Origin of the sequence: Micromonospora inaquosa, assembly GCF_003857055.1 — a bacterium.
GTDB classification, from domain to species: domain Bacteria; phylum Actinomycetota; class Actinomycetes; order Mycobacteriales; family Micromonosporaceae; genus Micromonospora; species Micromonospora inaquosa.
In genome coordinates, this window is sequence record NZ_QGSZ01000194.1 from 1 (window position 1) to 12,294 (window position 12,294).

The window sequence follows — 12,294 nt, forward strand, 5'->3', positions numbered from 1 at the left end:
GGCGGGGGCGGTGGGGTTCAGGCTTCGAGGCAGGAGCGGACGGCGGCGGTGAGCCGGTTGGCGCGCTCGTCACCCATCCCGCGCATCTGATTGACCACGTAGCCGAAGCCCACCTGATGCTCGGCGTCGGCGAAGGCCAGGTTCCCGCCCGCGCCGTCGTGGCCGAAGCTGCGTTCACCCAGCATCGGTCGGGCCGGTGGCGAGTGCAGCAGGAAGCCGGTACCCCAGCGCTGCCCGGTGTCCGGCGGGCCGTGTCGCTGCTGACCACGCGAACGGACGACGACCGCGTCGTCCACCGACGCGGCAGTGAGCAGCGGTCCACCCGCAACGTCGGAGACGCAGGCGGCGTAGAGGCGCGCGAGGCCGTCTGCGGTGCTCACCGCCCCCGCGCCGGGAACACCGGCGGCCCGGATGGCGTCGTCGTTGAAGCTCACCAGACCGTCCGCGTCGGCGGGGAAGGCGAACGCGCCCCCCATGGTGATGCCGCGTTCGGCGACCGGGTCCTCGAACGGGTCGGGGTCCGGTGGCGGTGCCAGCCCCCAGGCGACGGTGTCGCTCTCGGCGGCCGGAAGCCCGAGCCAGGTGTGCAGGCCGAGCGGCCCCGCCACAGTGTCGGCGAAGAACGCGCCGGGCAGTTGGCCGGTGATGCGGTGGATCACCTCGCCGATCAGCCAGCCGTAGGTCATCGGGTGGTAGCCGTGCGCCGTTCCCGGCTCCCACAACGGGGCCTGCGCCTCGATCGCCGTGATGACCGGATCCCACGCCAGGACCTCGTCGAGGGTCATTGACCGGTCCAACGCGGGCAGACCGGCCTGGTGCGTGAGCAGCCAGCGCACCGGGATGTGCGCCTTGCCGTGCTGTCCGAACTCCGGCCAGTAGCGCGTGACGGGAGCGTCGAGGTCGAGCCGGCCCTGCTGGGCCAGCAGGTACGCGCAGATCGCCAGAATTCCCTTGGTGCAGGAGAAGACCACGACCGGTGTGTGCGCGTCCCAGGGCCGGCCGCTACGAGTGTCGGCGACTCCGCCGTACAGGTCGACGACCTTGCGGCCCCGCACATAGACGGTGACCGCGGCACCGACCTCTCCGCCGGTGGTGAAGTTGTCCCGGAAGACGTCCGCGACGTGCCCGTAGCGATCGGCGACGTCGCCGTGGATCTGCGGCTGTGTGACCACTGCCTACCCCTTCACTGACCCTTGGATCAGGGCCTTGATGAACTGTCGCTGGAAGATCAGGAACACGATGAGGGTCGGGGTGAGGATCAGCAACGACCCGGCGCACAGCAGCACCAGGTCGGTGCCCCACTGGCCCTGGAACGCGCCGAGCGCCCCGGCCATGGTGCGTTTGGTGGAGTCGTCGACCAGGACGATGGCGAGCAGGAACTGGTTCCACGTCCAGAGGAACATCAGGATCGTCAGCGAGGCGATCGCCGGCCGGGCGAGCGGCACCTGGACCCGCCAGAACAACTGCCACGTGCTGCTGCCGTCCACCCGGGCCGCCTCGGACAACTCGACAGGCACGTTGGTGAAGTGCGCCCGCATCCAGAACACCGCGAACGGCATGTACAGGCCGATCAGCGGCAGGATGATGGCCCAGCGCGTGTTGAGCAGGCCGAGATCCTGCATCTGGTAGTAGAGCGGCGTGACCACGGCCTCGAACGGCAGGGTCAGCCCCAGCAGGAAGAGGCCGAAGACGAGTCGGCCACCGGGCACCCGCAACTGACCGAGACCGAAGCCGGCCATGGTCGCGATGAGCACCGAAACCGGCACGACACCGGCCACGATGAGCAGGCTGGACCGGAGCAGGGCACCCATGTTCGCGGCGGTGAAGGCGTCGGCGAAGTTCCCCCACTGCGGGTCGGACGGCCACTCGAGCCCGCTGGGCACGGTGCCACGGGGCTGCAACGCCGCCGACAACATGCTCACGAACGGCAGCAGGGTCACGACGATCAGGGCGATCAGGAAGACGCGCCCGGTCAGCTGTTCGCGTCGGCTCAGGTTCACGGCTTCTCCCCTCGGCTCAGACGCTGGATCGGCAGCACACACGCCAGCACCAGCAGCATGAGCACGACAGCGAGCGCCGAGGCGAGCCCCACCTGCCGCTGCGAGAAGGCCAGCCGGTAGATCTCCAGGCCCGGCACGGTGGTCTGGAGGCCGGGGCCGCCGCTGGTGGAGATGTAGACGATGTCGAAGCTCGCCAGCGCCGCGATGATCGTCACGGTGAGGCAGACGCCGATCTCCTGGCGCAGGCTGGGCAGGGTCACGGCGAGGAACTCACGGACCGGGCCGGCGCCGTCGAGGCGGGCGGCCTCGTACAGTGCCGGATCAATCTTGCTCATGCCGGTCACCAGCAGAATCGTGCAGAGACCGAGCAGGACCCAGGCCCCGATGACGCCGACGGCGGGCAGCGCCGTGTCGAAGTCACCGAGCCAGGCGCGGGCGACGCCACCCAGCCCGACCGCACGCAGCGCCTGGTTGACCAGACCGTTGGACGAGAGCAGCCAGCTCCACGCGATGCCCGCCGCCACCAGGGGGATGACCTGCGGCAGGAACAGGATGGTCCGGACGACGGTGCCGAACGCGCCGGTGGTGATCCGGCGAACCATGCTCGCCACCAACAGCCCGAGCGCGACGGGGATGAAGCTGAAGAAGACGATCAGGACGATCGCGTTGCCGATGATCTTCAGCAGGTCGCTGTCGGTGAAGACGGTGAGGTAGTTGTCCAGGCCCACCCAGCGGGCCACCCCGATCCCGTTCCAGTCGTAGAGCGAGTACTGAAGCGTCAGGACGAGCGGGCGCAGGACGAACACCGCGTACATCACCAGGGCGGGCAGGACGTACAACCAGCCGATCCCGGCCGCGCGGGCCCACCGAGATCGGTGGGCCCGCGTGGGGGTGGGACGGGCGCGGCGATCATCGCGCCCGGTCGGTGCGCTGCCGAGGGCAGACGTCATCGGGACAGTTCCTTCTGATACTCGGCCTGGACCGCCTTCACGTACCCCTCGGGCGTCTGCTGTCCAGCGATCAGCTTCTGCATCTCCGGCGTGATCGCGGCGGCGAAGATGCCGCCGGTCGCGTTCGCGGTGAAGTCCACAGCGCCGTTCTCCGCACCGAGCTGCTGCGACGCCTTCAGGGTCTCGGCGAGCACCGTGTTCGGGGCGGCGCTCGGCACCGGCAGGTCACTCGGGCCGCCGGGGCTGGAGCCGCCGACCGTCACCGAGATCTCGCGGGCCTTGGCGTTGGTGTGGACCCAGTTCAGGAAGTACGCGGCGGCGTCCGGGTTCTTGGCCTTGGCGGAGACGCCGAAGGTGTTGGGGGCGGACATCGCCACGTGCTTTCCACCGGCAGACTCGGTGGGGAACAGGAAGAAGCCCACGTTGCCGGGCATCGACTTGTCCAGGTTGGCCGACTCCCAGTCACCGTTGAACATGAACAGGCCGTTGCCCTTCTGGAACTCCCCCACCATGCCCGCGTAGTCCAGGGCGTTGGCGTCCTTGGTGAAGTAGCCGGCCTGCGCCCACTTCTGGATGGTCTGGGTGGCCTTCAGTGCGGCCGGGGTGTCGAACGTGGCGCCCGGCTTCTGGAAGATCCAGTCGGCGACCTGGGTCGGGTCGCCGAACTGGTTCTGCAGCGCCTGGTGCGGGAAGTTGATGCCCGCGGTGTTCTTGTTGAACTGCATGATCGGCTGGACCCCGCCGGTCTTCGCCTTGGCCAGCAGCTCCTCGAACTCGGCGACCGTGGTCGGCGGCTGGGTCATGCCGATCTGGCTGGCCAGCTTCTTGTTGTAGAAGACGCCGGTGACGCTGTAGCCGAGCCCCATCCCGTACAGCGAACCGGTGCCCCGGGTGTTGTCGCCGACGCGCAGCTGCATGAGCTGTGAGGCGGGGAACTTGTCCCAGCCGTACGCGGTGAAGTACGGGTCGAGGTTCTTGAGCAGGTCGTCCTTGACCAGGTCGACCATGGTGGGGAGCCGGATGATGTCGGGCGAATTGTCCGAGGCCATCACCCGGGGGGCGTTCTCCACGATCACCGTGAACTGGTCCTCGCGGATGTTGAACTTGACGTTCGAGTGCTGCTTGGAGAACTCCTCGGCCAACGCCTTGGCCAGCGGGAAGCCGGTCTCGGCGTACATCTCCAGGGTGATCGGGTCAGTCCCCAGCTCCGTCTTGACGGCGGCATCGGACTTCTGGGTCGACGACCGGTCCTCGCCCGGGGCGCTGCAGGCCGTCGCGGTCATCCCGACCGCCAGCAGCGACGCGAGGAGCACCGTTCTCCGTCGCGGAAACTTTGTCAGCAATTCTGCCATTTCATGACTCCTTGACATCTCCACGCGTCCCGCGACCCATGGCCGCGCGACGGCTCCACCGGGACCAGCGCGACCGGGTGGCGGCCACGACACGTACGCCGTGACCTGTCGCCCGGACGCAGCACCCGTACCGTCGGCAGAAAAGAACCCGGCACGGCCACCGAAGGCGCCTCTGGATGCACCAGAAGTGGTCGCTAAACTGATTTAGCAGAGCATGCGCGCGGCACGGGAAGCTGTCAAGGACAAGTTCGCAACGGTGCGGAAACGTCTGGTTCACACCGTGCCGACGTGACCGGCGCCGGCTCCCGGACGGCGACGCTTCATGATGGGCAGGAGCGGCGCCTGTGCACCGCGCCTGATTCGGAGGACTGATGGGCCGCAACAGAGCAACACTCGCTGACGTCGCGCGCCGAGCCGGGCTGTCCAAGACGGCCGCGTCGATGGTGCTCAACGGCAGAGAGGGCACCCGACTCTCGGCCGAGGCGCACCAGCGGGTGTTCGCCGCCGCCGAGGAACTCGGCTACCGGCCCAACCTTGCCGCGCGCAGCCTACGCACCCGCAAAACGGCCACCATCGCGTTCGTCTCCGACATCGTCGCCACCACCCGGTTCGCCGGTGACCTCATCCGCGGCGCCCTCGACGCGGCCCGCGAACGCGACCACGTCCTGCTCATCACCGAGACACAGGGCGACGCCACCTTCGAGCAGTACGCCATCGAGGCCGTCCTGGACCGACAGGTCGACGGGGTGATCTACGCGGCGATGGCGACCCGACGGCTGACCGTGCCCGCGGCCATCCTCGGCGGCCCGGTGGTGCTGCTCAACGCCACCAGCCCCGACGGCCTGCCCAGCGTGGTCCCCGACGACGAGGGTGCCGGTCGCTCCGTCGCCGCCGCCCTGCTGGAGCTTGGCCACCGCGACGCGATCGCGCTCATCGGTCGCAACCGGCTCAAGGAGGACGACCCGGAGGTCTCACTCGCCGCCCGTGCCCGCCTGCGCGGCATCCGGCAGACGCTGGACGAGGCGAACGTCAGCCTCCTGGCCGAGTGCTTCTGCGCCGAGTGGCTGCCCGAGCACGGTTACGCCGCCATGCGCGGCCTGCTGAGCAAGCCGAAGCGGCCCAGCGCGATCATCTGCATGAACGACCGGTTGGCCTTCGGCGCCTACCAGGCGCTCGGCGAGGCGGGGCTGACCGTCCCGGAGGACATCTCGGTCATCTCGTTCGACGACGACCCGATCGCCGCCTGGTTGCGTCCCAGTCTGGCCACCACGGCCCTGCCGCACGAGCAGATGGGACGGCGCGCCGTCGAGCTGCTCCTGGACGGGGGCGCCGCCGAGCCGGCGCTGGTGCCGATGCCCCTGCGCCGACGCCGGTCCCTCGCGCCCCCGGCCGCCTGACCAGCCCGCCGACCGTGCGGCCGGGTTGGCCTTAACCCGACGCTAAAACGGTTTAGTGCTAGGTTTCGGACCATGCTTCGTCTACCCGACCACTGGGTGTGGGACAGCTGGTACGCGCGGGACGACAACGGCCTCTGGCACGTGTTCTTCCTGCGCGCGTCCCGTGCCCTGCACGACCCGCACCGCCGCCACCGCCGGGCCACGATCGGCCACGCCGTCTCGACGGACCTGCGCTCGTGGCGGCTGGTCGCCGACGCCGTGGTCCCCGCCGACCCGCCCGGCTGGGACGACCTGGCGACCTGGACGGGCTGCACCGTGCGCGGGCCGGACGGACGGTGGTACCTGTTCTACACCGGGGTCGGCCGCGCCGAGGACGGGCTCGTCCAACGCATCGGACTGGCCGTCTCCGACGACCTGATGACCTGGCACCGGCACGGCACCGAGCCGATCGTCCAGGCCGACCCCACCTGGTACGAACTGTTCGACAAGGACCTGTGGTACGAGCAGGCCTGGCGTGACCCGTGGGTGTTCCCCGACCCCGACGGCGAGGGTTGGCACATGCTCATCACCGCCCGCGCCAACACCGGGCCGGCGAACACCCGTGGCGTCGTCGGTCACGCCACCTCCACCGACCTGCTGAACTGGACGGTGCGGCCACCCCTGTCGACGCCCGCCGGCTTCGGTCACCTCGAGGTGCCCCAGGTCGCGGTGCTCGACGGGCAGCCGCTGCTGCTGTTCTCCACCGAGGCCACCGGTAGCGCTCGGCGCGACGACCACCGGATCTGGGTGGCGACCGGCGAGACGACCCTCGGGCCGTGGGACATCGCGTCCGCCCAACCGTTCGCGCACCCACACCTGTACGCGCCCCGACTGGTCCCCGGACCCGCCGACGGCTGGTCCCTCATCGGCTTCCTCGATCACGTCGACGACACGTTCGTCGGGGAACTCACCGACCCCATCCCCGTGCGCTACCAGGCCGCGACCGGGTTGACGGCGGACCCGGCGAGGGTGCAGTTGGGGCAGTAGGGCGGACAGGTCCGGGCCGAGGCAGTCGCCCCGGCCCGGACCTGTCGATGTCCTACGTCAGCTGCGCACCTGCCACTGCTGGTTGGTGCCGCCGTTGCACGTCCAGAGGATCAACTTCGTGCCGTTCGCCGTCGCAGCGCCGTTGGCGTCCAGGCAGAGACCCGACTGCACTCCCGTGATCGTGCCGTTGGCGTTGATGTTCCACTGCTGGTTGGCCTGACCGTTGCAGTCCCAGATCACCACAGTGGTGCCGTTGCTGGTGCCCTGACCGGAGGCGTCCAGGCACTTGGTGCCGTAGACCATGAGCTGCCGGCTGGCCGTGTGGGTCCAGCGCTGGTTGGTGGCCCCACTGATGCAGTCCCAGATCTGGGCCTGCGTGCCGTTGGTCGTGCTGGAGTTGCCGATCTCGGCGCACCGGCCCGACTGGACGCCCACGAGCTGCACGTTCTGCGGGTTGGTGCTGCCGCCGCTCTGCACGCCAGCCGCGTTGATCACCGTCTGCGCACCCGACGGCCAATTGCCGTTGCTGACCGTGACGTTGCCGTTGACCACGTTGCCGCGGTCACCGTTGGTCACGTTGGTGCTGTTGTTCGTCGACCAGTTGTTGGTCACGGTGAAGTTGCCCATGTTCTCCGCGTACCAGTAGTTGGCGGTGGCCCAGGTGCCGGTGGAGGAGAACACGTTGTTGCGGGCGGTGTAGTAACGGGAACCCTCGTCGAAGTAGAGCCCGAACCAGCCGTTGGTCCGCAGGCAGTAGTTCTCGTTGATGGTCCCGCCGGGGTTCGCCGACAGCGTGTAGATGCACCCGCCGTCGGTCATCTGCTGCATGACGTCGTGCACGTAGTTGCCGATCACCTGGTTGTTGGCCGCGGTGGTCGCCGTGGTGTACCGCGGCTGGTAGTTGTACAGCCCTCGGTTCGCGTAGTGCTGGCTGCCGCCGGCGTCGTTGGCGCCCCAGCCGTAACCGACCGACAGACCGGTGTACGGCATGTTGTAGACCTCGTTGTGCGAGACCAGTGCCGTGTTCACGTAGGTGGTCAGGATCGAGACCACACCCCGGTACTCCAGGCCGAGGTCGTGCACCCGGTTGTTGCTGATGGTGATGTTGCGGTTGACCATCCGCTGGTCGCTGGGGTGGTGGGCGTCGGCCCGCACACCACCGACCACGATGCCACCGGCAGAGTTGCGGGCGATCTCGGAGCGGGTGACGGTGATGTTGCTGGCACCCAGGCCGACGCCGCTGGCGTGGGCGTTGGCGTCGTTTCCGATGCCGATCGCCGTCTGCCCCAGGTTGACGAACTGGGAGTCGCTGAAGGTGATGGTGTTGGCTGCCGAGACCTGAACGGCGGCCGGCATCTGGTTCCAGTTCGGTCGGGTCGCCTCGAACTGGGGGCAGCCGGCCTGGCAGGAGGTCAACGCGTCGGACGGACGGGACCAGGTGCCGGTGATGTGGGCGCCGGTCTGCTGGTCGGCGAAGCCGTTGCTGCTACTGGGGCCGAGCCAGCTGGTGCCGGTGAAGGTGATGCCGCTGAACGAGATGTGGTGCGCGGGGGCGTCGTAGCTGCCCCCGACGTTGACCAGGGACTGCAACTGCGGCAGCTCCACACTCACCGAGCTCATGCTCTGCCCGGCGAGCGGGATGTAGTTGAGCTGACCGTTGCTCGGATTGAGATACCACTCCCCCGCCGAGTCCAGGAACTCGTACGCGTTGGTCAGGTAGAAGGGACCGGCGCGGTGCGGGCTGGAGAGGGTGTCGAACCCGAAGGTGTTGTTGTTCCACGCCGGCTGCTGCATCGTCAGGAAGTTCCCGCTGATGCTCTGCACGGGCGAGTACCGGTCGGTGAACGAACCGACGCTCTCCACCTCGACGCGGTTCTGGTTGCCGAGGTTGTTGAGGTAGTTGAGCGCGCTGTTGGTGAACCGCATGCCCGACGTGGTGAAGGTGAAGTCGGAGCGGTTCACCGCGGTACGTGCCCGCGTGGCCACGGCCCCGTTGACGTAGAGCTGGCGGGCGTCGAGCCCGGCGCCGACGTTGGCCCGCCAGATGTTCTTCCCCGAGTCGACGAGCGACCACCCGGTGACCGCCCGGGCGCCGGTGATCGTCGGACGGGCACCGGCGGCCGCCCGCCAGATCACCTGATAGCCGTTGTTGCCCGAGTCGGCCGCAGTGAACCGCAGCGGAGACGAGAGCCGGTACGCGCCGTTGGCCAACTCCACGACGATGTCACCGGACATCGCGCTGTTGATCGCTCGCACCGCGGTCTGCGCGGCGGAGAGCGAACACGGTTGGCTGGCGGAACAAGTGGTGCCGGTGCCGGTGGGTGACGCGTAGAGGGTGGTGGTGGCCGCGACGGCCGGGGACGCCGAGGCGGTCACCGCGACCACTGCGGTCACCGCTGACGCGGCAGCGCCGGCCAGCAGTCGGCGCAGCGACGGAATGGACGAGGACACGGGACGGTGCTCCTGACGTGAGAACGGGGTGGGGGTGGGCGGACGGCCTCAACGAGCACGGGGGTGACAGGCCGAGGCGGTCATCCGAGGATCTCCCGGAGATAGCGCAGGCCGTCCGTGGCGAGACGGTCCTGCGAGGGGGCCAACGGACGCCAGATCGCCGCGGCGGTGGCGATGGTCTCGTTCTCCGCCGTGAACGACTCGATGCAGATCGCGCCCTGGTAGCCGGTATCCCGCAGGACGGTGAAGAAGCGGGGCCAGTCGAAGTGGTCAGCACCGGGCGCGCCCCGGTTGGTGCCGCTGACCTGGACGTGCTTGATGTGCCGACCGGCGACGGCGAGGGCCGCGTACGGGTCGGCCTCCTCGATGTTCATGTGGTACGTATCGATCATGATGCCGACGTTCGACGGCAGACCGTCGATCATCTCGACGGTCTGCTCGATCGTGTTGACGACGCTCGTCTCGTAGCGGTTCAACGCCTCGACGCCGATGCTCACCCCCAACTCGCCGGCCCGCTCGGCCACCGGCGCCAGGTTGCGCCGGAGATCCGCGTAGCAGGCCGCGCGAGCCGCTGGAGACATCCGCCAGGTGCGCCCGACCGAGGCGTACGCGGGACCGCCGACGCATCCAGCGCCGACGGCCGCCGCGCTCGCCACGCAGTCCATGAGGTACGCCACCGTCGACTCGACCACCGCCGGTGCGGCGTCGACCAGTTCCCGCCCCGGCGGGGTGACCGCGCAGACACCGGCGGCCACGAGACCGTGCGCCGCCAACAGGTCCCGGGTCCGGATCGGGTCCCAGTCACCGGGCTGCTCGATCGGCAACTCGACCGCGTCGAAGCCGAACGACGCGATCCGCGGAATCAGCTCGGCCAGGGCCTCGTCGTCGATTGGCGAGGCCCAGACCCACGGGTTGACGCCGATGGCGTACATCGGACCTTACTTCCAGCGCTGCGGGTAGCCGGGCAGGTCGGTGCAGCCGCACATCGCGTAGTGCAGCGGCGGCATACCCGGGTCGAGGTACTGGTCGAGGTTCTCCTGGGTGACGGTCGGCTGCGGCAGCTTCCACGGGCTGGACACCTGCTGGCCGTCGAGGATCCGCAGGGCCGCGATGATCGGCGTACGCCACTGGTAGGTCGGGTAGGTCGGGGCGATGGCGGTGAGGTTCTTGTCCTTCCAGATCTTCAGGAAGTCGAGCTGGTCCTCGCCGTTCATCGGCGGAACCGGCTTGCCCGCGTCCTGGAACGCCTCGACCGCCGCGACGGCCACCGCCCCGGCGTCCATCCAGATCCCGTCGATCGTGCCGTACCGCTGGATGTAGTCGTCGACGGTCTTCTTGGTCTTGGCCGGATCACCGTCGGTGAACTCGACGCCGACGACGTCGACCTTCGCCTTGTCGAACGCCACCTTTGCCGCCGACCAACGGGTCTCCAGGACGTCGACGCCGGGCAGGATCCGCAGGGCGAGGACCTTGCCGCCGGGCTTCATCTTCTGGCTGACGAACTCGGCCCCGACGTGGCCGAAGCCGTAGCCGCCGATGGGGTTGATGAACGTCACCGGGCACTTCGTGTCGACACCACGGTCGAAGACGATGACCGGTAGCCCGGCCTGGCAGGCCGCCTCGACGGCCGGGGTGAGGGTGGCGGTGGTGTTCGGCGAGACGATGAGCGCGTCGCAGCCCTTGCCGAGCAGGTCGTTGATGTCCGCGATCTGCTTCTGGTCCTTGCCCTCGGCGTCGACGTGCACGAACTCCTTGATGCGGCTCTTCTGCGCCTCGACCTCGGCCTGCATGGTCTTGAACCCGACCTGCCGCCACGGGTTGTTCAGGGCCGCGTTCGAGAAGCAGATCTTGTGCGGGCCGTTTTTCTTGTACTTGGCGGTGTCGACCATCGTCGGGTTGAGCACCTGCTCCCACGGCTTGTCGGCCGGGCCCGTCGGTGCCGCGTCGAGCAACGCGAGCTCGGCGTCGTAGTCGGCCTGCACGAAGAACTTCGACTGTTCCCCGGTGCCCGACCCGGCGGCGGACGCACTGCCCGAGGGGCTCGCGGCCGGCTCGTCGGTGGCACAGGCGGTGAGGGACAGCAGGGTGACAGCGGCCAGTGCCGCCATGGAACGTCGCACTATGGTTTCCCCTTTATCTCGACGAAGAACGCGTTGCCGAGACCGCCACGGCGAGCAGGATGATCCCGCCCTGGACGGTCGACCTGAGGGCGCCGGAGACGCCGTAGAAATTCATGAGGGCGAACAGCAGTTCGAGGGTGAGCGCGCCGAGCATCGCCCCGACGACCGCGCCGCGGCCCCCGCCGAGCGCCACCCCACCGAGGACCACCGCGGTGATCGCACCGAACTCCAGGCCCGCACCGGCCTGGAACGACACGCCGCTGTAGCCACCCAGGAGGATCGCCGCCACCGCCGCCGCGAGCCCGCTGAGGATGAAGGCGACCGTTCGGGTACGCCACACCCGTACACCGCTCAGCTCGGCGGTACGCGGGTTGTCGCCGACGGCGACCAGCGTCCGACCGAAGTCGGACCGCATCAGCAGCACGGCCGCCACCGCCACGACCACCAGGACCACCAGCGCGTACGGCACGCGGCCCAACAGCGGCACGTCCTCGAAGGCCCGCCGGCCGAACCGCCGGAACTCCTCGGAGAGCCCGCCCTTCGGGGCGCCATCGGACCACAGGTAGACCGCGCCCACGAGGATCAGGAACATGCCGAGGGTGGTGATGAACGACGGCACCCGCAGCCGGGTCGTGACCAGGCCGTTGACCAACCCGACCAGCGCTCCGAAGGCGAGCAGGAGCAGCACCACCGGCCAGGTTCGCGCCGGGTCGCTGTCGATCAGCCGGGCGGCGATCACCACCTGCGCGGTGACCAGAGACCCGACCGAGAGGTCGAACTCACCGGAGACGATCACGAAGTACTGACCGGCGGCGAGCAGGATGATCGGCGCCGACCGACCGAGGAAGGACATCAGCGACGACGGGGCCAGGAAGTCGGGCTGCCGAATGCCGACGAGCACCAACAGCACCGCGAGAATCGCCAGGATCGGCAGGACACCACCGGGGCGCACCCGCGGCACCCGCAGCGGCAGGGAACGAGGCTGGACGGTCTGCATG

Annotated in this window: 9 protein-coding genes and 1 pseudogene; 2 read left to right on the top strand and 8 right to left on the bottom strand. The window is 69.0% G+C overall.

Translation table 11 applies throughout. The features are described 5' to 3' along the window. Window positions 1-17: 17 nt before the first annotated feature. The 4 genes from DLJ59_RS12835 to DLJ59_RS12850 are packed head-to-tail and all read right to left on the bottom strand — an operon-like array spanning window position 18 to window position 4,302. Entirely contained in the window at window positions 18-1,172 is a 1,155-nt protein-coding gene (locus DLJ59_RS12835) for a serine hydrolase domain-containing protein (RefSeq protein WP_124772739.1), read from the bottom strand. 3 nt (window positions 1,173-1,175) lie between these two features. Then, complete coding sequence (locus DLJ59_RS12840) at window positions 1,176-2,000, bottom strand: carbohydrate ABC transporter permease (protein ID WP_124772740.1); 825 nt, start codon at window positions 1,998-2,000, stop codon at window positions 1,176-1,178. Continuing rightward, complete coding sequence (locus DLJ59_RS12845; RefSeq protein ID WP_208648661.1) at window positions 1,997-2,950, bottom strand: carbohydrate ABC transporter permease; 954 nt, start codon at window positions 2,948-2,950, stop codon at window positions 1,997-1,999. Before DLJ59_RS12845 ends, DLJ59_RS12840 begins: the two co-directional genes overlap by 4 nt. After that, window positions 2,947-4,302, bottom strand: a complete 1,356-nt coding sequence (locus tag DLJ59_RS12850; RefSeq protein WP_124772741.1) for an ABC transporter substrate-binding protein — start codon at window positions 4,300-4,302, stop codon at window positions 2,947-2,949. Before DLJ59_RS12850 ends, DLJ59_RS12845 begins: the two co-directional genes overlap by 4 nt. Window positions 4,303-4,673: 371 nt before the next feature. Between DLJ59_RS12850 and DLJ59_RS12855 the strand changes: the two genes are divergently transcribed. Next, window positions 4,674-5,699 (top strand): LacI family DNA-binding transcriptional regulator, encoded by a 1,026-nt coding sequence (locus DLJ59_RS12855; protein WP_124772742.1) that lies wholly within the window; start codon window positions 4,674-4,676, stop codon window positions 5,697-5,699. 51 nt (window positions 5,700-5,750) lie between these two features. Beyond that, window positions 5,751-6,725 (top strand): annotated as a pseudogene (locus DLJ59_RS12860) (family 43 glycosylhydrolase); the annotation flags it as partial. 57 nt (window positions 6,726-6,782) lie between these two features. Here DLJ59_RS12860 and DLJ59_RS12865 read toward each other — a convergent pair. From DLJ59_RS12865 to DLJ59_RS12880, 4 genes are all read right to left on the bottom strand, one after another. Further along, complete coding sequence (locus DLJ59_RS12865) at window positions 6,783-9,176, bottom strand: RICIN domain-containing protein (protein ID WP_208648662.1); 2,394 nt, start codon at window positions 9,174-9,176, stop codon at window positions 6,783-6,785. 80 nt (window positions 9,177-9,256) lie between these two features. Further along, a complete protein-coding gene (locus tag DLJ59_RS12870) occupies window positions 9,257-10,108 on the bottom strand; it encodes a sugar phosphate isomerase/epimerase family protein (protein WP_124772744.1) in 852 nt (283 codons plus the stop codon). A gap of 6 nt (window positions 10,109-10,114) precedes the next feature. After that, window positions 10,115-11,296 (bottom strand): ABC transporter substrate-binding protein, encoded by a 1,182-nt coding sequence (locus tag DLJ59_RS12875; RefSeq protein WP_244235991.1) that lies wholly within the window; start codon window positions 11,294-11,296, stop codon window positions 10,115-10,117. A 13-nt stretch (window positions 11,297-11,309) separates the two neighbouring features. Beyond that, window positions 11,310-12,293, bottom strand: coding sequence for an ABC transporter permease (locus tag DLJ59_RS12880; protein WP_124772745.1), 984 nt, complete (start codon window positions 12,291-12,293; stop codon window positions 11,310-11,312). Between the last annotated feature and the right edge of the window lies 1 nt (window position 12,294).